Consider the following 23,916-nt stretch of genomic DNA (forward strand, 5'->3'; position numbering starts at 1 on the left):
GGGCCTACTACTTCGCGGACGCTCCACCGACACCTCGCCAGGTGTTCCCGGGCTGTGGCCCCGTGCGGCGGCCTTCCTCATCCGGCTCGCGTTTGAGGAAGCCTTGGCTGCCTTCTGGAAACGGGTGGCTCCCGGCGTCGAAAAGTGCACAATGCGAGCGCAACTGTTGTGCCTCACGTCCTACACGGATGCGGAGACCGCACGGACTGCGGCGGGAGCCTGGGGAGCTCTCAGCGCGGCCTGCCATTACCACTCGTACGAGCTCGCGCCTACTGGGGACGAACTGCGGACGTTGCACCGCGAGGTCACCGCACTCGCGACGCGCTTGTCCTCGTAGTCTCGAAGCCTGCGGTATAGAACCCAGGCATCGGGTTCGGGCCGATGGGGTGCGGTCAGCGGCGGGGTGGGTCGATGCGGGCGCCGTCCGGGGTGAAGATCATCAGGCGGCTCTGGTCGATGGCCACCTTGGCCGGCTCGCCGGCGCGCCAGACCGGGCGCCCGCCCAGCCGGACGATGATGTCGGAGCGGCGGTGGATGCCGCTGCCGACGTTCTGGCCGACTTGTTCCTGTTCCTCCCGCTCCTCGCGGTTTGAGAACATCCGGCGGACCAGTCCGCCGAGTCCGGCGGAGCCGTTCTTGCGGCCGTTGACCTGGACGCGCCGGTCCGGCGGCTCAGGCACCGGTACGGCCGGGACGCCGCACTCGATGTAGGCCAGCCACTCGTGGCCGTGGTACTCCAGCGCCCGCACCCGGCCGAAGAACGACGGCCCCTCGTACGACTCGGGCACCGGCGCCAGGCCGTCGGGACGCAGGCCGACCAGCACCTGGCCGCCGGTGTGCTGGGAGATGGCGTAGGCGCGGGGATCGCTCCATGGGAGCGTCAGCCGGTGCGGGCCGAAGTCGAGCATGACGTACTGGTTCTGCGGCGTGCGCACGGTCGCGGCCAGGAGGTTCAGCTGCTGGGAGTTGAGGAAGGCCGCCACGAACGCCGTCGCCGGGTCGTTGTAGATCTGCGCCGGAGTGCCGACATCCTGCAGGACGCCGCGGTTGAGTATGGCGATCCGGTCGGCCAGAGTGAGCGCCTCGACCTGGTCGTGTGTCACGTAGATGGTGGTGACGTTCAGCGATCTGACCAGGGCGGAGATCTCCATGCGCAGCTCGGTGCGCATGCCGGCGTCGAGGTTGGACAGCGGCTCGTCCATGAGGAACAGCTTGGGCTGGCGGACGATCGCCCGTCCCATCGCGACGCGCTGGCGCTGGCCGCCGGATAAGGTGCCTGGGCGGCGTTCCAGCGTGTCGTCGATGTGCAGCGCCTTGGACAGCTCGGTGACGCGCTCGCGTACCTGTGCCGGGTCGGACTTGGCGATCTCCAAGGGGAAGGCGATGTTGCCGCGTACGGTCCTGTGCGGGTAGAGGGCGCCGTTCTGGAACACCATGGCGACGTCGCGATCACGTGGCGCCAGGTGGTTGGCCAGCTGGCCGTCCAGCCAGAGGTCCCCCTCGGTGATCTCCTCAAGGCCCGCGATCATCCGCAGCAGCGTGGACTTGCCACAGCCGGAGGGGCCGAGCAGAACGAGGAACTCGCCATTTTCGGCCTTCAGGCTCAGTCGGTCTACCGCCAGGTAGCTACCCGGGTACACCTTGGTCACTTTGTCGAGAACGACCGAGCTCATGGGCCCAACACCTTGCGCACGTGTCACCTGTGACGGGGCTGATTGAAGGGGTAGTACATCGCGCCTTAACGCTACATGTCCACCCTTGTCATAAAAGATCTCTGCCCAATCGGGTTTCGGCTAGGGGTTTTGGGCGTCCGATGGCGGAATCATCCGGAAAAATCGTGACTTGGAAGGGCTTGCGGGAAATTGCGGCAAGAGCTTTCATTGTCGGGACCGTCTTAGGGGCTGCGGAGCATGATCAGGGGTGGCGCGAGGCTGTGACGTACTCCGTGTACAGGCGCGGCTTCGCCGCCTCCTACGCCCCGCGCGCGTCACATCCGGCGGCCCGGCGGAAAGTACAGTGGCGCGCATGACCGGTCACGCGCGCCTCGCCGACATCGCCGCCCAGGCCGGGGTGAGCGAAGCCACGGTCAGCCGGGTGCTCAACGGCAAGCCCGGCGTCTCCGCCGCCACCCGCCAGGCCGTGATGACCGCGCTCGACCTCATGGGCTACGAACGGCCGCCCCGGCTGCGGCAGCGCAGCAACGGGCTCGTCGGCCTGGTCACCCCCGAGCTGGACAATCCGATCTTCCCGGCGTTCGCCCAGTCCATCGAGAAGGCGCTGACCCAGCATGGCTACACGCCCGTGCTCTGCACGCAACTGCCGGGTGGCGCGCCCGAGGACGAGTTCACCGAACTGCTGGTCGACCGTGGGGTGAGCGGCATCGTGTTCGTGTCGGGGCTGCACGCCGATACCACCGCGCGGATGGACCGTTACACCAGGCTCACCGACCGCGGGCTGCCGATCGTGCTGGTCGACGGCTACAGCGAGCACATCGACGCGCCGTTCATCTCGCCCGACGACCGGCTCGCCGCGCGGCTGGCCGTACAGCATCTCGTGGACCTCGGACACGAGCGGATCGGGCTGGCGCTGGGTCCGCGCAGGTTCGTACCCGTGATCAGGAAGATCGAGGGCTACCGGCAGGCCATGGCCCAGCTCCTCGGCACGAGCGCCGTCGACGAGCTGATCGCGCACTCGCTGTTCTCCGTCGAGGGCGGGCAGGCGGCGGCCATGCAGCTCCTGTCGCGCGGCTGCACCGGCATCGTGTGCGCCAGCGACCTGATGGCGCTGGGGGCGATCCGCGCCTGCCGCGAGAAGGGGCTGGCCGTGCCGGGCGAGGTGTCGGTGGTCGGCTTCGACGACTCGCCGCTGATCGCGTTCACGGATCCGCCGCTGACCACCGTACGCAAGCCGATCGGCGCGATGGCGACGGCCGCGGTGCAGACCCTGCTTGAAGAGGTCAACGGGGCGCCCGCCAAGCACGTCGAGCTCGTCTTCCAGCCCGAGCTGGTGGTCCGCGGCTCCACGGGCTCCGGCCCGCTGGTGAACCGATGACCCCGGGGTACGCCCGTCCTGCCCGCCCCAGTGCCGATGACCCTCTCTCCGACCGGTGAGCCGATGATGCGCGATGTTCTGGTCCTCGGCGGCGCCGGGGTCGACACCACCGTGTACGTGCCCGCGCTGCCCCTCCCGTACGAGGACACCTACTCCGTCCCGCCGGTGATCGACCGGATCGGCAACACCGGCGCCGGTGTCGCGCTCGGCTGCGCGGCGCTCGGGCTCGACGTCACGTTCGCCGATCTGATCGGCGACGACCCGCAGGGCGCGCTGATCCGCCACGCGCTGCGCGGCCTCGACTTCACCTGGGCGCCAGCGGGGGCGGGCACCCGGCGCAGCGTCCTGCTGGTCGATCCGGACGGCCGCCGCACCTCGCTGTTCGACCCCAGGGCCACGCCCGGCGAGCGGCTCCCGACCCACCTCTATAAGGGCGTCCGCGCGCGGCACGCGCACGTGTCGATCACCGACTTCTGCCGCCATGTGTACCCGGACCTGGACATGCCCGTCTCCACGGACCTGCACGACTGGAACGGCGTCGACGACTACCACGAAGACTTCGCCTACCGCTCCGACCTCGTCTTCCTCTCGGCCGCCGCGCTCGCCGACCCGCCCGCCACCATGGCCGCCATCATCGAACGCGGCCGTGCCCACACGGTCGTCTGCACGCGCGGCGCCGACGGCTGCCTGGTCCTCACCCGCGACGCGCCGCTGCGCGCCTTCCCGGCCGCGCCCCTGCCCGGTCCGGTCGCCGACAGCAACGGCGCGGGCGACGCGTTCGTCTCTGGCTTCCTGTACGGCGCTCTGCGCGGACTACCCCTGGAGCAGCGCGTACGGCTCGGCGCCACCGCCGGAGCCCACGCCTGCACCGTCCTCGGCACCCACGAGTCCCCGATCACCGAGCCCACGCTGCTGAGCCGCGCGAAGGAGCCGAGCCCTAGCGATACTCCGTGACCGCGTCCTGGCCGATCGCCCACAGCGGCTTCCTGCCGGGGAGCGCGGTCATCGCGGTCACGGGGGCGGGAGGTGTGACCCGCGACCACCTTCCGCCCGCTTCGGCCAGCAGCCGGTAGGCGTCTTTCGCGTCCTCGGAGATGGACTTCCGGGAGGCGACCCACACCACGCCATCACTGTCGCGGGCGACCCCGGTCAACTGCCCGCCGTCGATGGCGACCGCCCGCCAGGCCGTGCCGTTCCACCGGTAGGACAGAGGGCGGAACGCGCCGTCCGACGTCTCGTAGCCGCCCACGGCCCACACATCGTCGGCGGCCACGGCCAGCACCGCCGAGACCCGCGAGTCGACCGAGCCGGACGGCGAGGGCGCGGGCGGTGTCGGCGCGGGCAGCGGTACGCGCCGCCAGGCGCGGCCGTCGAAGCGCGCGACGGCGGGCTCCGACTGCACGTAGCCGTCGTCCGGCAGCGGGTCCACCTCGCCGACCGCCCAGATGTCCTGCGGCGACACGGCGACGGCCGCGTACGTCGCGATGGGGATCGCCTGGCTCGTCCAGCGCTGCCCGTCGAAGTGCCGGGCCCACCCGTCACCGAGCGCCCACACCTGCCCCCCACCCACAGCGACCACCTCTGACGGACTCGCGGTATCCCCCTCGGACGTGATCACCGGATCGGGGATGAACGACCAGCGCTGCCCGTCGAAGCGCAGCAGTCCGGACTCACCGCCCTCCTTGTCCTCGGCGATGACCCACACATTGCCGGGATCCGACGCGTCTACCTTGGTGAGCGTGACGTACCGGGCCTGCTTCGGCAGCTCTTTGGCCAGCCGTCGCCAGCGCTCGCCATCCCAGTGGACCAGCAAGGCCTCGTGGCCGTCGGTGCCGAACGTCCGCTCACCGACCGCCCACGCGTCGGCCTCGCCCGTGGCCGCGATGTCCAGGAAGTCGGCACCGTAGTCCAGCCCCTTCTGCCGGTAGACCACCCGCCAGCGGCCCTTGGGGCGCGTCGCGACCGGGGTACTGTCACTCGGGCTGGGCCGGGAGGTGACGCGATCAGTCGGGCCGGGCTCGCGGCCGGTAGCCGAGACGACCGAACATCCGGTCAGTGCCACCATCACCAGGGTGACGGCTGCCAGTCGCAGGCCCACCATGCCTCCTGTGCGCGTCCGTCTTGGGTGATCTCCGTGGGCACGGGCCAAAAGGAGCGGCGTTCACACTACCGCGAGGCACCGGCGACCGGTCAGGAACGGGAGCCACATCTAAGCAGCGGCATCTCCGGCGAGCGGACGGCGACTTCGTCCACCATCGATCCGATCGTCGCGCGGATGGCCGTCCACGCCTGCGGGGCGGAGAAACCCTTAACATTTCGCACGTGACCACCTACGACGGCCCTGACACGTTCGAGCACCTGGGCGCTTCGGCGCTGCCGCAGCGCCAGCAACGGATCCTGGCCACGATCCGGGACTGGGTGGTCAGATACGGGTACCCTCCGAGCACCCGCGAGATCGGCCACGCCGTCGGGCTGCGGTCGTCCTCGTCGGTGTCCAAGCACTTGAGGAGCTTGGAGGAGAAAGGGTTCCTCCACCGGGGCACGACGATGACCCGGCCGATCGACGTACGCCTGTTCCTGGGGGCCTCGGCGCCGGAACCGGCCGGTGACCTGGTGACCGTGCCTGTGGTCGGGGACATCGCCGCGGGCACTCCCATCCCGGCCGACGAGTACATGGACGACACACTGACCCTGCCTCGTGACCTCACCGGGCGTGGCAACGTGTTCGGCCTGCGGGTGCGGGGCGATTCGATGATCGACGCCGCGATCTGCGACGGCGACATCGTCGTCGTACGGCAGCAGCCCGAGGCGCATTCGGGCCAGATCGTCGCCGCGATGATCGACGGCGAGGCCACCGTCAAGGTGTACCGCCGCCGCGACGGGCACGTCTATCTCGAACCGCGCAATCCCGTCTACGACATCATCGACGGCGACGGCGCCGTGGTGCTGGGCATCGTGGTCTCGGTCCTTCGCAGCCTCTGAGCAGCGTGCGGCGACCTTCACCGGCGCTCGCCACCTCCGCGATCACGAGGACAGGCCTGACGGTCGTGACCTGAACCCGGCGAAAGGCGCAGCCACGAATTTTTCGAGAGCGACCCGAGCGGGCGCTCGATCCGGCCGCCTGGTAGTTCCCACTGCTGACGGAAGCGGTCGAAGACCAGCAGCAGGTGCCGGCCGTACCAGACCACGACCAGAGCCGCCGCGAGGGTCATCGCGGATGCGGGGCGGCGGAGCGCGGGGTCAGGGTTCCGCGTGGCGGTCGATGCCGAGCGTGGCGATGAGGTCTTCGTGGAGCTCGAACCAGACACGATGGCAGGAGTCGACATCGGTGCGGTCGACCCAGGCGCCCTGCCCGGCTCGGGCGCGCGCCAGGGCCGCGCCGAATCGTGCGTCGTATCCGCGGAACCGGGTGAGCACGCCCCGGAGCCGGTCCGCGAGTGGCAGGAGCGCACGGTCGATGCCGGCGAGCTCGTCGAGGATCCGCGTGTCCCAGACGGGATCGGAGTGGTCGTTGACGGCGAGCCGATCGCCGGCGGTGGGCCGGAGCTGCCAGTCGGTGCAGGCTCGCAGCAGGAGGGCGTTCAGCGGGAGGAACTCGCGGTAGGCGTCACGGACCTCGTCGGCACCGCCGACGCGGGCGAGCTCGGCCGCGAGCAGGCGCTCGTTCTCGGCTCGGCCCGTTTCGGTCAACGACCAACCCCCGCTACCGGCGAAGGCGGTGTGCTCGACCCACCCACGTGCCTCGGCGTCGTGCAGCACCTCTTTCGTCTCGGCCGCGTCGAGCCCGTACCGATAAGCGATCACCGGGGTGTCCGCGAACCCGGTGATGCGTACGGAGTGCAGGACCAGGAGATCGGTCGCGGAGTCCCGTGTCATGAGCCGGCCTCCGATCGTCCTGCCAGGCGGGTGTAATGCTGCTGGCATGCCTGCGGGGAGTTGAACCCCATCGCCTGCGCCATCTGTGCCCAGGTCAGCCCTGCGCTCCGGGCCGTGAACAGCAGGCCGGCTTCGAGTCCTTCGACCTCGGCGCGTGCGGCGGGCAGGAGGGCGAGCGCGCTCAGGATGTCCTCCGGGTCCAAGTCGGCGTTGCGCCAGACGGCGAAGTGCACGAGGTCGACCGCCGACAGCGGGGCGGGCGAGGGTCGCCATGGACGGGCGTCGAGCTCATCCGCGCCCAGATCCAGAAGACGCTCACGCGCGTCCTGCTCGCGGTGGGCCTGTACGTGATCGGTCTGCATGTTGTGAGCGATGTCCTGCTTGCGTGGCATGCGCTTACCCTGCACAATCAACAAAACATTGTCAATCATTTGTTGAAGGGTAAGGGTGGATGATCGTACCCCTCATGGAGGCTGCCGCCGATACCTGCGGAGGTAAGGCCGGCGCGCTCGGCGCGTTGCTCCGCGCGGGCCTGCCGGTTCCTGACGGCTTCGTCGTCTCGTACGCCGCGTATCTCGCCGCCGTCCGCGACCTGGACGTCGTCCGGCTCGCCGGCGAGCCGGACGTGGCGCGGCAGGTGCTTGAGTCCCGCCCGGTCCACGCCACCGTGGTCGATGCGCTGCGCCGCGCACTCGACGAGCTCGGCGATCCGCCCGTGGCGGTCAGATCGTCGGCGGCGGACGAGGACACCGGCCAGGCATCGGCGGCCGGTCAGTACGAGAGCTTTCTCGCCGTGCGCGGAGTCGGTGAGGTCGCCGATGCCGTACGTGCCTGCTGGGCCTCGTTGTTCTCCGCACGTGCCATCGGCTACCGGCGCGACGACCAGCCGTCCGACGATCTTGTGATGGCCGTCCTCGTCCAACGCCATGTAGATGCCGAGGTGTCCGGGGTCATGTTCACACCCGCGGGCCCGGACGACGCGACCCGGATCGAGGCGTCCTGGGGGCTCGGCCCCAGCGTCGTCGGAGGCACGGTCACCCCGGACGCCTACCGTGTCGCCGAGGACGGGTCGGTCACCCGTACCGTCGCGGACAAACGGACCCGCCTTGACCGGCACGGCACGCGGCTCGTCATTGGCGACGTGCCTACTGGTACCCGGGACCAGCCCACGATCGACGACGCGACCGCCACGCAGCTGGCCGAGCTGGGCAAAGACATTGCTGCCGTACGCTGTGAACCGCAGGACATCGAGTGGGCGATCGTCGACGGCCGCGTCTGGATTGTGCAAGCACGGCCGGTCACCGCCGCACCCCCACCGCCGACCTCGCCTTCCAGCGCCTCGCACACCCCAGCCACCGCACTCACGGAGACCTCAGCCACCGCACTCACGGGAACCCCAGCCGCCACGCCCCCCGGAGCCCCCGGCACCCACGGGACCCACGGGACCGTAACCGGCACGCTCATTGGTACTCCAGGCAGCCACGGGACCGTAACCGGCACCGCGAGAATCGTCCGCGGCCCCGGCGACTTCGCGCGCGTGCGCCCGGGCGACATCCTCGTCTGCCCCTTCACCGACCCCGCTTGGACGCCGCTGCTGCGCGTCGCAGCCGGTGTCATCACCGAGATCGGAGGCGTACTCTCCCACGCCGCGATCGTCGCTCGTGAGCACGCCATCCCCGCCGTCCTCGGCATCCCGAACGCGACGAGCACGCTCCACGACGACACCGTCATCACCCTCGACGGCACCAACGGCACCGTCACGGCGGCACACGCGTGACTGATCACTTCCGTCCCTGACCGGTCTATGTCAGGCCAAGAGCCGAGCCCACCCAGGCATCCCGCCACCGAACCCACACCTACGGATCCAAATCGAAGGAGATGGGAAGCGGGCCCGCACGGGCACCGCGTTCCTGACCACTCATGGCAACGCGACACCTCTACCTGGCACGCCACGGCGCGGCCAACGCGTTCGGGGAGCTCACCGACATCGGGCACCAGCAGGCGGGCCTGCTGGGCGAACGGCTCGCCGGCGTGCCGGTCGACGCCGTGTGGCACTCTCCGCTGCCACGCGCCGTAGCGAGCGCGCACGAACTCGCCCGGCGTCTACCGAACGTGCCCGTGGCCGAGGCCGCCGAACTCATCGACCACGTGCCCTACGTTCCCAGTAGGGCCGAAACGCCTCCGTCGTGGGTCGGCTTCTTCGACGGCTACGACGACGCCGAGGCAGCCTCGGGCCAGAGGCTCGCCGAGGCTCTGGTCGCCCGCTTCGCGAAGGTCCCCGAGACGACCACTGAGACGACCGCCAAAGGGACCCAGCGTGACACACACGAGGTCCTGGTGACGCACGCCTATCCGATCGCGTGGCTGGTGCGGCACGCGCTGGACGCGCCGCCAGCCCGATGGCTCGGACTGAACAGCGCCAACACCGCACTGACGGTCATCGAATACCGCGACGGCCTGCCGCCCACGATCGTGATGTTCAACGACATGAGTCACCTCCCGACCGGCCTGCGCTGGACCGGGTTCCCCGAAAGCATCAGGCCGTGAGGTAGCTCCTGCTGTCCGTACGGCCGAGGCGTTCTAGGGTCGACATCGTGAACCTCATCGGTGCGGTGCTGCAGCTGTGCGCGCTGGTGGTGGCGTTCCGGCCGCGCGTCCCTCCCGCGTACTCGGCCGTGGGCGGGGGAGCGCTCTCCCTGGCGATCACCGCCTACCATCCGCTGACCGGCACCCGCGGCGACGCCACGTTCTGGCTGTTGATCGAGGTGCCGGCACTCCTCGCTCTGACGATGCTCGCGGCCCGCCGCGCGCCTCTCGCAGCCCTCGTACCCGGTCTCGCGGTTTCGACCATCTTGCTGAGAATGGTCTGGCCCGGCCCGCCCTCGCTGATACTGGCCGGTTGCGCGGGGTGGTCGTTGGGGGCGGTCGGGGTCGCCGCGGCCGGGCTCTACCTGCGTTCACTCGACGGCAACCGGCGTCGGGCGGTGGCGCAGGCCGTACGGGATCAGCGGCTCGCTCTGGCGCGCGACCTGCACGATTTCGTGGCGCATGATGTCAGCGGCATGCTCGTACAGGCCCAGGCCGCCCGGCTCGCCCCAGAGCTGCCGCCGCGGATCGAGGACGCCCTGAGGCGCATCGAGGAGGGCGGCCAGCGGGCCCTGACGTCGCTCGACCGCACGGTCCACATGCTCAACGAGCCCGCCCGAGGCCCCGCACCCGGCATCGACGGGCTGCAGGACCTGGCCGATGCTTTCTCGCCGACCGTCCGGGTGAATCTCGCCGTCGAGGCGGAGCAGATCTCCCGCGAGGCGTCGGCAACCGTCTACCGGGTGGTGACGGAGGCGCTGACGAACGTACGCAGGCACGCGCCGCGGGCGACCACTGTCGACATCGCGGTGACGAGAGACGGGGACATGGTCCACGTCCGGGTGCAGGATGATGGCGGCAGCGGCAGCGGCAGTGGCGGTCAGGCGGAAGCTGGCGATCGTGGGGTCGGCCGTTCAGCGCAGGGCGATCGCGCTGATCATTCAGGCACTGACCGTTCCGGCGGCGGTCGTTCGGGCGCTGACCGTTCGGGCGGCGGTCGTTCGGATGGGAATCGTTCGGGCGGCGGCCGCTTCGCCGGGCTCGGCCGCAAGGGCGGCTTCGGCCTGGCGGGACTCGCCGAGGTGCTCGGCACAGTCGGCGGCTCCCTTTCAGCGGGTCCGCACGGCGCGGGCTGGCGTGTCACGGCGACCATCCCCGTCTGACCTGGCCCGTCTGACCTCGTACGAGCCGGTCTGGGCTGGGTCCGGGCCGGTCCGAGCTCATGAGGGCGTCCGGGGCGCTGTGAGGGCGTGCATCCGGAAGGCGCGCTACCCGTGAGGCGTGACATGGGTGGAAGAGCGAGATGACGGGTGACGCGGGTGGGAAGCTGGCGTGACGTGCGTCCGGCTGGAAGGTGGGGAGCGATGCGTGCGATGGGTGACCGGTCTGATGGCAAGCGGCTGGTGGAGGCGGTGGCGTGACGACTCGGGTTCTCGTCGCGGACGATCAGGATGACGTACGGATCGGATTCCGGCTGATTCTCGACTCGCAGCCCGATATGACGGTCGTGGGGGAGGCGGCTGACGGGCAGGCGGCGGTGGTGCTCGCCCGGCATCTCAAGCCCGACGTCGTACTGGCCGACATCCGCATGCCCAAGCTCGACGGGCTCGAGGTCACCAGGGTGCTCGCGTGGGAGACGCGGGTGATCGTGGTGACCACGTTCGACCTTGATGACTACGTGCACACCGCGCTACGCAACGGTGCCTGCGGGTTTCTGCTTAAACGGTCGGGACCGACGCTGCTCGTCGAGGCCATCCGTGCCGCCATGGCCGGGGACACGCTCATCAGCCCGCAGGTCACCGTGCGGCTGTTGCGCCACCTCCGCGCCTCCCGGCCGGAGCCGCTGGGGGAGCCGCTCACGGAACGCGAGGTTGAGGTCGCGCGCCTGGTCGCGCATGGGCGGACGAATGGTGAGATCGCCGCCGAGTTGTTCATCAGCGCCGGCACGGCGAAGACGCATGTGGCCAACATCCAGCGCAAGGTGGGAGCGGCCAATCGGGTCGGGATCGCGGCCTGGGCTTGGAACTCGGGGATCGCCTGAGGCTGCGTAAGATCTCACGGGTGTCTTCTGCGACCTACCTTGCCCAGGGGCCACGCGTGGCCATTCGTCACCTCTCCCTCCAGGACTACGAGGAATATACGGCGCTGGTGCGGGAGAGCGCTGAGCTGCATGGCCCCTGGATGCCCGGCCGCCCCATCACCACCCGCGAGGCGTTCGAGAGCTACCTCACGCGGTTCGAGCAGCCCCTTCATGAAGGCCTCGTCATCTGTCTGCGGGACACCGGTGCGATCGTCGGCCGGGTCAACGTCAACAACATCGTCCGGGGCACGAACCAGAGCGGAACCCTGGGCTATGCCGCCTACGCGTCCACGACCGGCTGTGGATACATGACCGAGGGGCTGGGCCTGATCATCCAGTTCGCCTTCGGCGAGTTGGGGTTGCACCGCTTGGAGGCGAATATTCAACCGGCCAACACGCCCTCGTTGAACCTGGTCAAGCGCCTCGGCTTTCAGCGGGAGGGATACTCGGCCAATTTCCAGTTCATCAACGGCGCCTGGAGAGACCACGAGCGCTGGGCCATCACCATCGAGATGACCGGCGCCGTGGCCATTCCGGAGACGAGCCTCTGAAGACCCCGGGAGACGATCGGCCGGTCGGGCCGCACCCAGCGTCAGGGACACGACGGCACCGGTCGATCAGAGACTTTCGGATGCTCGCGGGTGTCTCATCAACGGCTTTTCACCTCGGTACATCCGCGATCGCGAGGACTCGAAGACCGGTCCGAAAAGGCGCCCGCGGCTCAGGTCAGGAACGCTGGGCGGAGCATGGCGAAGGCCCGGTCCACCAGGGCCAGGCGGTCGGTGGAGCCGTCGGTGCGCAGCCATTCGCGCGCCACCACGTCAAGCGCCGCTCCGGCCGCCGCCGCCGCCAGGTCGGCCTCCAGAGCGGACACCCCACGATCCGTCAACGCCTGAATGATCCGGGAGCGGGCCTCGTCGCGTTTCTGCAGGAGCCTGGTGCGCAGAGCGGGAGTGGACTCGATGAGCCGCATCCCGTCTACTTGCGCGTTGATCCGTGACTCCCAGTCGCGCAACACCGCGTGCAGGCACTCCCACGGCCCCTCTTGCGGAGGCTGGGTGGCGAGTTCCTGGGCAACCTGCTCGCCCATCGCCTCGAGCTCTCCGAAGACCACGTCCTCCTTGGTGGGGAAGTAGCGGAAGAAGCTGCGTTTGGACATCCCGGCTGCCTTGGCGATGTCGTCGACTGTCGTGTCGTCGAAGCCATGTTCGGCGAACAGCTCCAGCGCCCGGCTGGCGAGCTCGGCGCGCACAGCGCGCCTGGTGCGATCCCGCAGACCCTCCATGCCACCATTCTACACCTGTTGCCACATGCGTCACTTGGTGTCATATTTAGGGCAATGCTCTACATGGAGGATGCCTCATGCATGGCAAGACAGTTCTGGTCAGCGGCAGTACCGGCGGAATCGGCAAGGAGACGGCGCGCGGGCTGGCTGCGCTCGGAGCCCGGGTGATCCTGGTCGGTCGCGATCCCATACGCGCACAGCGAGCGGCGGACGAGCTCAGGGCCGGCGGTGGCCAGGCCGAGGCCATCGCCGCGGACGTGACCAGCCTTCGCGAGGTGGTCAGGCTCGCCGAACGGGTGGCCGAGCGCTGCGACCGGCTGGACGTGCTGGTCAACAACGTCGGCGCGAACCCGTCACGCCGCACTCTCACTGAGGACGACGTGGAGGTCACGTTCGCCGCGCATGTGCTGGCCCCGTTCGCGCTCACCCACCTTCTGCTGCCGCTGCTCGGCGGGCGGGTCGTCAACATCACCGGAGGCATTCCCGGCGGGCCGATCGAGCTGGACAACCTGCAGGCGGAGCGGCGCTACCTGGGATGGACGTTCGGCCAGTACAACCACACCAAGACCATGCTCATGGCGATGAGCCTGCGCTTCGCGGAGAGGGTGGCCGGCACCGGCGTCACGGTCAACGTCGCCTACCCGGGACATGGCTACACGCCCATGAACCAGTCGATGACCATGGCCGGGTTCCCCTATGCCTACCGGCCGATCGTCCCGGTGCTGCGTGTTGTCGCGCCGCGGCTCTTCGGTGATCTGAGCAAGCCCGCCCGCTCCAGCGTCCATCTGGCCTCCAGCGCCGAGGTGGAGGGCGTGAACGGGGCCTACTTCAGCATGAAGTGCCGTCGTACGGACTGGCCGGCCAGCGCCCTCGACCCGCGCAACCAGGACGCGATCTGGGCACTGTGCGAGAACCTGACCCGAGAGGCGGTCCGAGGCGTCGCCTGAACGAACCCGTGGAAACAGCGTCGCGCCGGACGGTTTCAACACCAGAAAGACACCATTCGTCGCTAACAATCTGACAAATCCAGTGTTCGCCCGCCGCAAGCCGGGTACGCATGGCGCAAACCGGGTGGCGTGTGAGCCGGATCACACTGGGAGTCCCGGTCCGGGCTGAGGAGGCGCGGGTGACGCACGATCACGGGTTACCAGCGGCAGAGCACCAATCCCAGGTGAGAAGAGCGGCGACGGCGAGTGTCGTCGGTACGGCCATCGAGTGGTATGACTTCTTTCTCTATGGCACGGCCGCGGCGACCGTGTTCGCCGACGTCTTCTTCCCCAAGTCCACCCCCTACGCGGGCGTTCTGGCGTCCTTCGCCACGTACGCGGTCGGGTTCGCCGCCCGGCCGATCGGCGCGGCGATCTTCGGGCACTGGGGCGACCGCATCGGGCGTAAGGCCACGCTCATCATCACCCTTGTCATGATGGGCGTCTCCAGCGCGCTCATCGGCGTGTTGCCCGGCACCGCCACCATCGGCGTGATCGCGCCGATCCTGCTCGTCATCCTGCGCATCCTGCAAGGGATCGCGGTCGGCGGCGAGTGGAGCGGCTCGGTGCTGCTGTCGATGGAGTGGGGTGACCAGCGCAGGCGCGGCCTGATGGCCAGTTGGCCGCAGGTCGGCGTGCCCATCGGTCTCATACTCGGCACCGGCGCGATGTCGCTGGTGGCTCTCGCAGCCGGCGACTCGTTCAAGGACTGGGGCTGGCGGATTCCGTTCCTGGCGAGCCTGGTGCTGGTCGCCATCGGTCTCTGGGTGCGGTTGCGGGTCATGGAGACGCCGCTGTTCGCCAAGCTCCTCGAGACCAGGCAGGTGGCCAAGCTGCCGGTGGTCGAGGTGCTCAAGAGGCACCCGAAGGAGGTCGTGCTCAGCGCGCTCCTGCGCATCCCGGAGCAGATGCCGTTCTACCTCTACACGACATTCGTGATCACCTACATCACGTCCCCGACCATCGGGATGTCGCGAACGTTCGCGTTCGCCGCCGTCAGCGCCGCGGCGGCCGTCGAGCTCTTCGCGATCCCGTACTTCGGGCATCTCAGCGATCGAATAGGCCGCCGCAGGCTCTACCTCATCGGGGCCGCGCTGCTGGCGGTGATCGCGTTCCCCTACTACGCGCTGCTCAACACCGGCATCGCCGTCGTCATCCTGGTCACGATGATGGTCACGCAGCTCCAGCACTCCATGGAGTACGGTCCGCAGGCGGCGCTCATCGCGGAGAGCTTCCCGACCAGTCTGCGGTACGGGGGCGCCGGGCTGGGCTATCAGCTGGCCTCGGTCATCGCGGGTGGACCGGCACCGCTGATCGCCACCTGGCTGCTGCACGACTACGGCTGGCAGGCCATCTCCGTGTTCATGATCATCGGTGCGGTGATCGGCTTGGTCGCGACGTACGCGCTGCCCGATCGGTCGAAGGTCGACATCTCCGACCCCGCCTCGTACAGCACTAATCGAGCCTGAGCCGCACCCCGTCGCCTACAGCATTAATCGAGCCTGACCCGCACTCCGGTGCTCAGGCCGGAGTCATGCAGCTCCAGGCCCGCGGGCTGGGCCTCCTTCGGCAGTTCGAACAGCAGCGCGCCGCTGAAGGACTGGCCCGGCCCGATGCGGACCGGCGTGACCTCGGCGCCCGCTTTGTCGAGCAGCTTGGTGCCGCCGTGTAACGCGTCGTCCCCGTCCAGCAGTTTCTGCTGGCCGGGGTAGAGGACCCTGGCCTCCTGGCCGACGTTGTTGACCTTGAGGCTCACCTGGCAGGTGCGCTGCTTCGCGCCCTTGGCCGGTTTGGGGCACTTGGTGCCTGTCACCGCGAACTTCAGCTTCCCGTCCTGCACCGGGCTGTCCGCGCCGACCGCGTCGGGGGACCTGAGCGCCCACACCAGTACGGCCAGCAGCAGCACCAACAGCACGATGGCCACCACGACGGCGGTCACACAGCCGCTGAACACACTCCTCTTCCGCTTGACCGGGAACGCCACCGGGCCCCGCGGCAGTGGCGCTTGCCCTGTCTGATGGGCGGAAAGCGGCACTTGTCCCGTCTGATGGGCGGAAAGCGGCACCTGTCCCGTCTGGAGGGACGGTGGCACCTGGCTCGCCGGACCAGGAGGTGGCGATGCCTGGCGGGGCGATGCCTGATGGGGTGGCGCCTGGCGAGGTGACTGGCGGGGCGGCGGCGGGGGTGGCGCCTGGGCGGGCGGGTGTGGTGCCGGCCCGCGTCCCGGCAGCGGCCCCATACCGGTCTGCTGGTGCGCCTGAGGCTGGTGAGATGACGGTTGGTGAGACGACGGTTGGTGGCTCTGGGGCTGGTGGGCCGACGGCTGGTGGGCCTGCGGCGGCGGGGTCCAGCCCGGCGGCGCCTGGCGTACCTGCGGATTGTTCGGGAACTCGGCCAGCGGCGGGAACTCCGACGGGTTCCACGAGCTGGTGAGGTGGCGGGTCGCGGCGAGCTGGGCGGCCGGCTCGTCGGCCGCGCCCACGAGTTCGAGCAGGAGTTGCTTGGCCGCCGGTCGGCGCGCGGGGTCGGGGTGGATGGCCGCGGCCACCAGCCGGTCGAGCGGTGCGGGCAGGCCGCGCAGGTCCGGCGGGGCGGTGCGGGCGCGCGCCGCCATGACGTAGGCGTCGCCCTCGCCGAACGGATGGCCGCCGAGCCCGGCGTAGGCGATCAGCGATCCCCAGGCGAACACGTCGCCCGCCGGGCTGGTGCGGCCCTCGAAGACCTGCTCGGGAGCGATCCAGCCGGGCGTGCCCATCACCATGCCCGCGTTGGTGTGGCGGGTGGAGACGTGGGACGAGCGGGCCAGCCCGAAGTCGATCACTCGCGGGCCGCCCAGCGTCAGCATCACGTTGGCGGGCTTGAGGTCTCGGTGCACCAGGCCGACGGCGTGGATCGCGGTCAGCGCCGCCGCCACGCCCACGGCCGCCGAGTGCAGCACGGACGGCGTCAGCGGGCCGTGCTCGATCAGGTGGTTCTCGAGGGAGACGCCCTCGATGTATTCGGTGACGAGGTAGAGGACCCCGTCGTGCTCGCCATGGTCGAGGACGCGGGCCGTGCAGAACGAGGCGACCTTGCGGGCGTTGGACACCTCTTCGTGGAAGCGCGCCCGGTAGACCGGGTCCGTGGTGTAATCGCGGCGGATCGCCTTGAGCGCGACCTGTACGCCGTCGGCGGCCTTGGCCAGGTAGACGGTGCCCATGCCGCCCGAGCCGAGGCGGCTGATCAGCTCATAGGGGCCGATCGCCGACGGGTCTTCCGGCGTCAGCGGAGTGCCTGCGGAGCGCCCCTGCTGCCCCAACGTCGCTTTCCTCTCGCCTTCGTTGCCGTGTTGCCTCAACCGACCGATCCTCCGCCCGGCATGCCCGTTCCCCAAGACTCTAACGGAGGAACGGGTCACCCGGTGGCCACTGAGTTTGGACGGGTTTGGGGCTCGCCTCCTGGAACGCGTGGGGCGGCGGCTCGGGATTGCCCGCGACCTTCTCAGCGGCTCCTGGCGACGAGGTGGACCAGCACGGATTCGTCGGGGAACAGCGGCGGCACGGCGATGCCCGAGCCGGCCAGCGCGGAGCCGGGCAGGGCGAAGTCGCCGGTCGTCCAGGCCGGGGCGGTCCCGTGCGAGGTCACGGGCATGAGCGGGCGGACCGAGTAGACGGTCGCCGGGTCGAGCCCGGGCAGCCGGAGCCGGCCCGGCGGCCAGGTGGACGGGCGGTCCAGCATGGCGATCTCATAGACGGCCTCGGAGGCGTCGGTGGCGACGACGCCATGGGCCCGCACACTCTCCGGAGCGTCGTCCACGCGGACCACCACGCCCGTGTGCAGCAGATGGCGGTGCCGTTTGTGCAGGGCGACCCACGAGGCCAGGTCGTCCAGCTCGCCGTCGGTGAGCGTGGTGAGGTCCCATTCGATCCCGTAGTGGCCGAAGAACGCGGTGGCGGCACGGAAGGCGAGATCGTGGCGGCGGCCGGTGAGGTGGGAGCGGCCGGCGCCGATGTGGCTGCCGATCAGCTCGGGCGGCAGCAGTTGCCCGGTCCAGCGCATGATCTGCTGGCGTTCCGCGGGGTCGATGCAGTCGCTGGCCCAGATACGGTCGGTACGCTCCAGGATGCCGAGGTCCACCCGGCCGCCGCCGCCCGAGCAGGACTCGATCTCCAGGCGCGGGTGCTCGGCCCTGATCTCGTCGAGCAGCCGGTAGACGGCGTGGGTCTGGGCATGAACGGAGGCCCGGCCGCCTCTCGCCGTGGAGCCCGCGTCCACGAGGTCGCGGTTGTGGTCCCACTTGATGAAGTCGAGGTCGTACTCGCGGATCAGGGCGAGCAGCCGCGTCCTGACGTAGGCGTAGGCCTCGGGGTTGGTCAGGTCCAGCACCTGCTGATCGCGGGCGAGCGGCGGCAGACGGTCGCCGGTCTGCATGATCCAGCCGGGCTGGGCGCGGGCCAGGTCGGAGTCCGGGCTGACCATCTCCGGCTCGAACCAGAGCCCGAACTGCATGCCGAGCTGTCTGACCTGCTTGACCAGCGGCGTCAGCCCGTCCGGCCAGACAGTGGCGTCCACGGTCCAGTCACCGAGCCCGGCTCGGGCGTCGCGGCGGCCGTGAAACCAGCCGTCGTCCAGCACGAACCGCTCCACCCCGACCCTGGCGGCCCGGACGGCCAGCTCCAGCAGGCGGTCGAGGTCGTGGTCGAAATAGACGGCCTCCCACGTGTTGAGCATCACGGGCCGGGGCCCGGACGGGTGCGCGGGCCTGGCACGCAGGTGCTCGTGGAAGCGGCGGGCCGCGGCGTCCAGGCCGCGCCCGTAGGTGGCGTAAAGCCAGGGGCTCCGATAGCTCTCACCCGGCGCCAGGATGATCTCGCCGGGCAGCAGCAGCTCGCCGCCGCCCAACATGGTCCGGCCGCTAGAGGTGCGCTCGGCGTAGTGGCGGTGGTTGCCGCTGAAGCCGACGTGCAGGCCCCATGCCTCGCCGCGCCGGAAGCCGAGGTCGGAGGTGCCCGCGAAAAGGACGGTGGCGGCGTCGGGGCCGGTCCTGCCGCGGCGGTTCTCGCGCAGGTGGATACCGGTGGTGAGGGGGCGGCGCTGCGGGATGCGTTCCTTGGCCCACCGTCCGGCCTGGTCGAGCAGATCCGTGGGGGTGCCGGGCACGGGGAAGGCGAGGTTGAGCGCTTCCAGGGTGTAGGGGGACTGGGACTGGTTGCGCAGGTCCGCCCGGGCCTTCAGGAGGCCTGAGTCGCCGAGCTCGATCGTGATCGTGAGGCCGAGGCGGGCGTGCTCGTCCCTGGCGGTGGCGGTGAGGGTCTGCCCGGTCCGCTGGTAGGCGACGCTGGTGAAGGCGGGGGACCAGTTCTGTCCCAGGTGATGCCCGGACAGGCCGGGCAGGCCCATCCAGCCGGTACGCGCTTCGGGCACCAGCGGGATCCGTACGGGCACGTCGACGCTGACGTCGAGCCGCGGACGGAGATCGGCCGCCAGGTGGGCCAGTGCCTCGTCCTCGAGCGGGCCCAGGTCCGGACCCCAGTGCAGGATCGCGGGCAGGGCATCGGGCGGACACTCGATCACCACGGACACGCCGGCGGCTCTGAAGTGCAGAATCTCCATGGACAGCGGTTTCATCCTTTCAGGCCTCCGCTGAGCAGGTCCAGCCGCCAGAAGCGCTGCAGGCTCAGCAGCAGGACGATGAGCGGGATCACCGACACGGCGGCGCCCACGATGGCGATGCCGTACAGGGCGGGCTGGCCCGAACCCTTGCTGAGCACGGTGTACAGGCCCACCGTGATCGGGAATTTGGTGTCATCCGACAGCATGATGTAGGGCAGCAGGAAGTTGTTCCAGATCCCGACGAACTGCAGCAGGAAGATCGTCACCATGCCGGGCACCATCATGGGCAGCCCGATCGAGCCGAAGATGCGATACTCGCTCGCTCCGTCGATCCTGGCCGCCTCCATCGTCGCGTCCGGGACGGAGGCCAGCGCGTAGACCCTGGCCAGGTAGATGCCGAACGGGGAGATGAGGCTGGGCAACAGGACCGACCAGTAGCCGCCCACCAGGTCGAGCTCGGACATGATCAGATATTGCGGGATGGCCAGTGTCATGCCGGGCACGAGCACGCCGGCCAGAATGGCGTAGAACAGCAGGTTCCGGCCGCGAAACTCGTACTTGGCCATGGCATACCCGGCCAGCGCCGAGATCAGCGTCGAGGCCGCGGCGCCGGCGACCGCGTAGAGGGCGCTGTTGGCCGTCCACCGCAGGTAGAGGCCGTTCCCGTAGGTGAACAGGTCGCGCAGGTTGTCCAGCAGGCCCGTCCCCGGCGCGAAGGTGAACGTCGAGAACAGCTCGCCGCTCGACTTGGTCGAGGCCACGAGCACCCAGGCGACCGGCACCAGGCAGTAGATCGAGCCGAGGAGCAGGACGATGGTGGGCAGGATCTGGGCGCGCCGGTGCGTGAGCACGCTGTTGGCGGCACTCATTGCATACCTCCGAACGCGCGCTTCTGGGTGACCTTCAGGAGCAGGACCGAGACCACGAGCGTGCCCACCGCCAGCAGGACGGAGGCGGCCGAGGCCAGCGCCAGGTCGTCGCGGACGAAGGCGTCGCGATAGATGTGCATCAAGGGCACCCAGTCCCCAGAGATCTCCGGCGTCATCGGTTTCACGGTGGTCGGCTCGCCGTACACCTGTAGCGTTCCGATCAGTGAGAACAACCCGGTGAGCACGAGGGCGGGCGCCACCAACGGGATCTTGATCCGCCAGGCGATCTGCCAATCGGAGGCTCCGTCGATGCGCGCCGCCTCGTACAACTCTGACGGGATGCCGCGCAGCGACGTGAAGATGATGATCATGTTGAAGCCGACGCCGCCCCACACCGCGATGTTGGCCAGCGACGGGTAGATGCCGCCCGCCCCGAGAAACGGGATCTCGCCCAGCCCCAGCTCCCGGGTCAGGTAGCTGAACGGGCTGGTCGAGGGCAGGTACATGAAGCCCCACAGCAGCGAAGCCGTCACGCCGGGTACGGCGTACGGGATGAAGATCGCCGTGCGCGAGAACCTCTTGGCCCGCGAACCGGCGTGGTCGAGGAGCAGCGCGAAGAGCAGCGCCAGCCCGAGCGTGAGCGGCACGCTGATCAGGCCGTAGAGCGCGAGCCTGCCGAAGCCGGCGAAGAAGTCGGGGTCGGTGAGTGTCTTGACGTAGTTGTCGAGCCCGACGAAAACCTCTTCGCGCGTGCCGAAGATGCCCTTGCCGGTCAGCCTCAGGCCACGCGCGCTGAGGTAGATCGCGTAGCCGATGGGGACCGCCAGGAAGGCGACGAAAAGCAGCACGGCGGGCGCCACGAAGAGATATGGAGCCCGGGATCTGCGCTCCGCCCTGAGCGGGGCGGTCACGGGCCGGCGACCTTGAAGCCGGTGGTCTTCATGTCCGCCACCACGAGGTTCTGCGTCTTCGTCAGCGCGTCCCGCAGTGGGGTGTGATCACGGACCGCGGTGGCGACGGCGTCCTGGAAGGCGCTGCCGGCGGTGCTGACGTTCGGGCCCCAGCTGATGTGCGGAATCGTGCGCTGAGCCGCCTTCGTGGCGATGTCCCAGTAGTCCTTCTGGTTCGCCGTCAGCTTGGGCGGCGCGCTGGTTCTCGCGGCCTCCTGCCCGGCCAGCGACGCCGGGTACTCGCCCAGCTCGATCTGGACAGCGTTCGCCGCCTTGTCGGTGTTCATCCACTTGGCGAACGTGGCCGCGGCCTCGGCGTGCTTGGAGGTCTTCGTGACGGTCAGCGCGGAGCCGCCCTGGAAGGCCACCCGGTCGTCGCCCTCCTTCCACTGAGGGAGCGGCGCGATGGCCCAGTCGCCCGCCTGCTTCTCCGCGACGCCGTACAGCACGCCCGGCGCCCACAGCGCGCTCGGCCAGGTGAGGATCTTGCCCTTGTTCAGCTTGTTGTTCCACTCCGGGGTGAGCAGCGGCTCGGCCTTGACGAGGTCCTTGTCGATGAGCCCCTGCCAGAAGTCGGCCACCGCGAGGGAGGCCTGGTCGGCGATCCCCACGGTCCACGTCTGGTCCTGGACCTTCCACCAGGACGCGCCGGCCTGCTGGGCCAGCCCGGCGAAGTTGCCGAACTCCGCAGGTGCGAAGGTCGCGAGGTAGGTGTCCGGGTCCTTCTTGCGTACGTCCGCCGCGACCTTCGCGAAGTCCTGCCACGTGGCCGGCGGCTCGATCTTCAGCTCCTGGAAGCGTTTCTTGTTGTAGACCAGGACCATCGGGCCGACATCCTGCGGCACTCCGTACACGGCGCCGTCGAAGCTGGTCAAGTTCCACACTTCCGGGCTGAAGGCGGTCTTGACGTCGCCGGTGTGGGCGGAGATGTCGGCCAGCGCACCGGCCACGATCATGGAAGGCAGGGTCTCGTATTCCAGGCAGGCGGCGTCGGGGCCATTGCCCGCCCGGGTCGCCGTGAGCAGCTTGGCGGCGGTGTCCGTGCCGCCTCCCACGTCGGTGTGCTTGACCTGGATGTCCGGGTGGGACTTGTTGAACGCTTCGACCTTGGGCTTCTGAGTGGTGCCCCAGCACCAGAACTCCAGCGTGACCGGCCCACTGGCCGCTGCCGGCGTGCTGGCGCTCCCGGACGTGCCCGATGAGCAGGCCGCGAGGACGGCGGCCGTGCTGAGCGCCGCGATCGAGCCGGCGAGCCTCGTGATACGCATTCGTGCCTTCTTCCTACAAAGCGGGCTGGCTTTGTAACAGAGCCAACCTAGGGAGAAGGTGAGAGCCATGTCACTACTTGTGCACAGATTTCTTGCGTGTTATGTGAACACGCTGTGACGTAGTGGACATGCTAGCTTTGCCACGAAATCAAGTGAGAGAGGCTGGCGCTGATGCGGGTGGAGCCTCAAGGATGGTGCGGCATGTGGGACGTCTTGCCCGACGCGGCACGCTCCATCGTCAAGGAGCTCATCATCCACGGTCCGCAGTCCAGGACCGCGCTGGCCAGGATCCTGCGCCTGTCCACCGGCAGCCTGACGCGGCTGACCAAGCCCATGGTCGACGCCGGGCTCCTTGTCGAAGGCGACGTGGTCCACGATCCGGTCAACGGCCGCCCGACTCGCCCGCTGGACGTGGCCGCGGGCGAGCACTGTTTCTTCGGCGTCAAGCTGACCGCGGACCGCGTCCACGCGGTCGTCACCGACCTGCGCGCCCAAATCGTCGCGGCTCGCGACGAGCCGATCTCCGACCACCGCCCCCAGGCCGTGTGCCGCCAGGTCAGGGAGCTGCTCGATGAGCTGTCCGACGGCGAGCGGACGCCTGTCGGGGCCGGTGTCACGCTCGGCGGCGACGCCCGCTCGGCGGTCCAGCTCGGCGGTGAGCGGCTGGTCGACTCCTCGTATCTCGGCTGGCGGCAGGTGCCGCTCAAGTCGCTGCTGGAGCAGGCGCTGGGTGTCCCGTGCGTGGTCAAGAACGACGTGGCGGCGCTGGGCCACCAGCATCACTGGTTCGGGGCGGCCCGTGGGCTGCGCGATTTCGCGCTCGTCTCGATCGGGGCGGGAATCGGCTACGCCTTGGTCGTACACGATCATTTGGTGACGGCGGCCGAGTCGGACCTCGGCATGTTCGCCCACCTGGTGCTGAACGCGGGCGGGCCGATGTGCGGGGACGGCCACCGCGGCTGCGCCTCCGCCTACCTGGCCAGCGGGTCCATCGTGACCGCCGCCGGGCAGGGGCTGCGGCGGCCGGTGACGTACGAGGAGGTGATGCGCCTGGCCGCGGAAGGGGACAAGGCCTGCCTCGGCGTCGTCACCGAAGCCGCGGCCGCGCTCGGCAGGCTCATCGCCCACGTCGCGACGTTCTCCATGGTCAAGACGGTGATCGTGGCCGGTGAGGGCGTGGAGCTGGCCCGCGTCGCCAAGGATGGTCTCGACCGGGCGCTCAGCGCGAACCGGCGCGGCCAGGCGAACTCGGTCGACGTGCTGATCGAAGTGGACGACTTTCGCGAATGGGCCCGTGGCGGCGCGGTCGTGGCCATCCAGAGTTTTGTAACCGGCAGCGACTGATCAGCGGCCGTGACACCCCCAGTTGGAGA

General features: G+C 69.4%; 21 protein-coding genes. 11 read left to right on the top strand and 10 right to left on the bottom strand.

What is annotated here, in order from left to right; all coding sequences use genetic code 11:
* Nucleotides 1–392: 392 nt before the first annotated feature.
* Nucleotides 393–1,673, bottom strand: a complete 1,281-nt coding sequence (locus AB0L53_RS39140; RefSeq protein WP_364005394.1) for an ATP-binding cassette domain-containing protein — start codon at nucleotides 1,671–1,673, stop codon at nucleotides 393–395.
* Nucleotides 1,674–2,025: 352 nt separating this feature from the next.
* Here AB0L53_RS39140 and AB0L53_RS39145 point away from each other — a divergent pair, with 352 nt between their 5' ends.
* Both AB0L53_RS39145 and AB0L53_RS39150 read left to right on the top strand, forming a co-directional pair.
* Nucleotides 2,026–3,051, top strand: a complete 1,026-nt coding sequence (locus AB0L53_RS39145; RefSeq protein ID WP_358556928.1) for a LacI family DNA-binding transcriptional regulator — start codon at nucleotides 2,026–2,028, stop codon at nucleotides 3,049–3,051.
* A 63-nt stretch (nucleotides 3,052–3,114) separates the two neighbouring features.
* A complete protein-coding gene (locus AB0L53_RS39150) occupies nucleotides 3,115–4,005 on the top strand; it encodes an adenosine kinase (protein WP_364005397.1) in 891 nt (296 codons plus the stop codon).
* Here AB0L53_RS39150 and AB0L53_RS39155 read toward each other — a convergent pair.
* The gene (locus AB0L53_RS39155) at nucleotides 3,989–5,152 is read right to left on the bottom strand and encodes a hypothetical protein (RefSeq protein WP_364005400.1); all 1,164 of its coding nucleotides are present in this window, start codon (nucleotides 5,150–5,152) and stop codon (nucleotides 3,989–3,991) included. The genes AB0L53_RS39150 and AB0L53_RS39155 overlap by 17 nt on opposite strands.
* A gap of 221 nt (nucleotides 5,153–5,373) precedes the next feature.
* Here AB0L53_RS39155 and lexA point away from each other — a divergent pair, with 221 nt between their 5' ends.
* On the top strand, nucleotides 5,374–6,033 hold the full coding sequence (gene lexA / locus AB0L53_RS39160; protein WP_364005403.1) for a transcriptional repressor LexA: 660 nt from the start codon (nucleotides 5,374–5,376) through the stop codon (nucleotides 6,031–6,033).
* 258 nt (nucleotides 6,034–6,291) lie between these two features.
* On the opposite strand, the gene AB0L53_RS39165 is transcribed toward lexA, so the two are convergent.
* Nucleotides 6,292–6,927 (bottom strand): transcriptional regulator, encoded by a 636-nt coding sequence (locus AB0L53_RS39165; protein WP_364005406.1) that lies wholly within the window; start codon nucleotides 6,925–6,927, stop codon nucleotides 6,292–6,294.
* On the bottom strand, nucleotides 6,924–7,319 hold the full coding sequence (locus AB0L53_RS39170; protein ID WP_364005409.1) for a DNA-binding protein: 396 nt from the start codon (nucleotides 7,317–7,319) through the stop codon (nucleotides 6,924–6,926). The genes AB0L53_RS39165 and AB0L53_RS39170 overlap by 4 nt, the downstream gene beginning before the upstream one ends.
* A 59-nt stretch (nucleotides 7,320–7,378) precedes the next feature.
* Here AB0L53_RS39170 and AB0L53_RS39175 point away from each other — a divergent pair, with 59 nt between their 5' ends.
* The 5 genes from AB0L53_RS39175 (at nucleotide 7,379) to AB0L53_RS39195 (ending at nucleotide 12,144) form a co-directional block, all read left to right on the top strand.
* Nucleotides 7,379–8,704, top strand: coding sequence for a PEP/pyruvate-binding domain-containing protein (locus tag AB0L53_RS39175; protein WP_364005411.1), 1,326 nt, complete (start codon nucleotides 7,379–7,381; stop codon nucleotides 8,702–8,704).
* Nucleotides 8,705–8,847: 143 nt separating this feature from the next.
* Nucleotides 8,848–9,474: a histidine phosphatase family protein gene (locus AB0L53_RS39180; protein ID WP_364005414.1), complete on the top strand. Its 627-nt coding sequence runs from the start codon at nucleotides 8,848–8,850 to the stop codon at nucleotides 9,472–9,474.
* A gap of 47 nt (nucleotides 9,475–9,521) precedes the next feature.
* Complete coding sequence (locus AB0L53_RS39185) at nucleotides 9,522–10,676, top strand: histidine kinase (protein WP_364005417.1); 1,155 nt, start codon at nucleotides 9,522–9,524, stop codon at nucleotides 10,674–10,676.
* A gap of 254 nt (nucleotides 10,677–10,930) precedes the next feature.
* Nucleotides 10,931–11,554: a response regulator transcription factor gene (locus AB0L53_RS39190; protein ID WP_364005420.1), complete on the top strand. Its 624-nt coding sequence runs from the start codon at nucleotides 10,931–10,933 to the stop codon at nucleotides 11,552–11,554.
* A gap of 56 nt (nucleotides 11,555–11,610) precedes the next feature.
* Entirely contained in the window at nucleotides 11,611–12,144 is a 534-nt protein-coding gene (locus AB0L53_RS39195; RefSeq protein WP_364005423.1) for a GNAT family protein, read from the top strand.
* A gap of 170 nt (nucleotides 12,145–12,314) precedes the next feature.
* Here AB0L53_RS39195 and AB0L53_RS39200 read toward each other — a convergent pair whose 3' ends face one another.
* Nucleotides 12,315–12,878, bottom strand: a complete 564-nt coding sequence (locus tag AB0L53_RS39200) for a TetR family transcriptional regulator (RefSeq protein WP_364005426.1) — start codon at nucleotides 12,876–12,878, stop codon at nucleotides 12,315–12,317.
* Nucleotides 12,879–12,955: 77 nt separating this feature from the next.
* Between AB0L53_RS39200 and AB0L53_RS39205 the strand changes: the two genes are divergently transcribed.
* Together AB0L53_RS39205 and AB0L53_RS39210 are read left to right on the top strand one after the other, a co-directional pair.
* Nucleotides 12,956–13,825, top strand: coding sequence for an SDR family NAD(P)-dependent oxidoreductase (locus AB0L53_RS39205; protein WP_364005430.1), 870 nt, complete (start codon nucleotides 12,956–12,958; stop codon nucleotides 13,823–13,825).
* Between the two features lie 224 nt (nucleotides 13,826–14,049).
* Nucleotides 14,050–15,333, top strand: coding sequence for an MFS transporter (locus tag AB0L53_RS39210; RefSeq protein WP_364005433.1), 1,284 nt, complete (start codon nucleotides 14,050–14,052; stop codon nucleotides 15,331–15,333).
* Between the two features lie 23 nt (nucleotides 15,334–15,356).
* Here AB0L53_RS39210 and AB0L53_RS39215 read toward each other — a convergent pair whose 3' ends face one another.
* The 5 genes from AB0L53_RS39215 to AB0L53_RS39235 form a co-directional block, all read right to left on the bottom strand.
* On the bottom strand, nucleotides 15,357–17,162 hold the full coding sequence (locus AB0L53_RS39215) for a protein kinase (RefSeq protein WP_364005436.1): 1,806 nt from the start codon (nucleotides 17,160–17,162) through the stop codon (nucleotides 15,357–15,359).
* A 182-nt stretch (nucleotides 17,163–17,344) separates the two neighbouring features.
* Nucleotides 17,345–19,456: an alpha-galactosidase gene (locus tag AB0L53_RS39220; protein ID WP_364005439.1), complete on the bottom strand. Its 2,112-nt coding sequence runs from the start codon at nucleotides 19,454–19,456 to the stop codon at nucleotides 17,345–17,347.
* An 11-nt stretch (nucleotides 19,457–19,467) separates the two neighbouring features.
* The gene (locus AB0L53_RS39225) at nucleotides 19,468–20,325 is read right to left on the bottom strand and encodes a carbohydrate ABC transporter permease (RefSeq protein WP_364005442.1); all 858 of its coding nucleotides are present in this window, start codon (nucleotides 20,323–20,325) and stop codon (nucleotides 19,468–19,470) included.
* On the bottom strand, nucleotides 20,322–21,236 hold the full coding sequence (locus AB0L53_RS39230) for a sugar ABC transporter permease (protein WP_364005445.1): 915 nt from the start codon (nucleotides 21,234–21,236) through the stop codon (nucleotides 20,322–20,324). The genes AB0L53_RS39225 and AB0L53_RS39230 overlap by 4 nt, the downstream gene beginning before the upstream one ends.
* Nucleotides 21,233–22,543 (bottom strand): sugar ABC transporter substrate-binding protein, encoded by a 1,311-nt coding sequence (locus AB0L53_RS39235; RefSeq protein ID WP_364005448.1) that lies wholly within the window; start codon nucleotides 22,541–22,543, stop codon nucleotides 21,233–21,235. The genes AB0L53_RS39230 and AB0L53_RS39235 overlap by 4 nt, the downstream gene beginning before the upstream one ends.
* 201 nt (nucleotides 22,544–22,744) lie before the next feature.
* On the opposite strand from AB0L53_RS39235, the gene AB0L53_RS39240 reads away from it, so the two are divergent.
* Entirely contained in the window at nucleotides 22,745–23,887 is a 1,143-nt protein-coding gene (locus tag AB0L53_RS39240; protein WP_364005451.1) for an ROK family transcriptional regulator, read from the top strand.
* Nucleotides 23,888–23,916 lie beyond the last annotated feature (29 nt).

Origin of the sequence: Nonomuraea sp. NPDC052129, assembly GCF_040680095.1 — a bacterium.
GTDB lineage: Bacteria > Actinomycetota > Actinomycetes > Streptosporangiales > Streptosporangiaceae > Nonomuraea.

What these genes read in the sequence shown, in the direction of transcription:
- AB0L53_RS39175 (WP_364005411.1), top strand. Translation starts at nt 7,379, where the DNA reads ATGATCGTACCCCTCATGGAGGCTGCCGCCGATACCTGCGGAGGTAAG.
- AB0L53_RS39240 (WP_364005451.1), top strand. Translation starts at nt 22,745, where the DNA reads ATGTGGGACGTCTTGCCCGACGCGGCACGCTCCATCGTCAAGGAGCTC.
- AB0L53_RS39180 (WP_364005414.1), top strand. Translation starts at nt 8,848, where the DNA reads ATGGCAACGCGACACCTCTACCTGGCACGCCACGGCGCGGCCAACGCG.
- AB0L53_RS39170 (WP_364005409.1), bottom strand. Translation starts at nt 7,319, where the DNA reads ATGCCACGCAAGCAGGACATCGCTCACAACATGCAGACCGATCACGTA.
- AB0L53_RS39155 (WP_364005400.1), bottom strand. Translation starts at nt 5,152, where the DNA reads ATGGTGGGCCTGCGACTGGCAGCCGTCACCCTGGTGATGGTGGCACTG.
- AB0L53_RS39200 (WP_364005426.1), bottom strand. Translation starts at nt 12,878, where the DNA reads ATGGAGGGTCTGCGGGATCGCACCAGGCGCGCTGTGCGCGCCGAGCTC.
- AB0L53_RS39145 (WP_358556928.1), top strand. Translation starts at nt 2,026, where the DNA reads ATGACCGGTCACGCGCGCCTCGCCGACATCGCCGCCCAGGCCGGGGTG.
- AB0L53_RS39140 (WP_364005394.1), bottom strand. Translation starts at nt 1,673, where the DNA reads ATGAGCTCGGTCGTTCTCGACAAAGTGACCAAGGTGTACCCGGGTAGC.
- AB0L53_RS39225 (WP_364005442.1), bottom strand. Translation starts at nt 20,325, where the DNA reads ATGAGTGCCGCCAACAGCGTGCTCACGCACCGGCGCGCCCAGATCCTG.
- AB0L53_RS39235 (WP_364005448.1), bottom strand. Translation starts at nt 22,543, where the DNA reads ATGCGTATCACGAGGCTCGCCGGCTCGATCGCGGCGCTCAGCACGGCC.
- AB0L53_RS39220 (WP_364005439.1), bottom strand. Translation starts at nt 19,456, where the DNA reads ATGGAGATTCTGCACTTCAGAGCCGCCGGCGTGTCCGTGGTGATCGAG.
- AB0L53_RS39165 (WP_364005406.1), bottom strand. Translation starts at nt 6,927, where the DNA reads ATGACACGGGACTCCGCGACCGATCTCCTGGTCCTGCACTCCGTACGC.
- AB0L53_RS39205 (WP_364005430.1), top strand. Translation starts at nt 12,956, where the DNA reads ATGCATGGCAAGACAGTTCTGGTCAGCGGCAGTACCGGCGGAATCGGC.
- AB0L53_RS39150 (WP_364005397.1), top strand. Translation starts at nt 3,115, where the DNA reads ATGATGCGCGATGTTCTGGTCCTCGGCGGCGCCGGGGTCGACACCACC.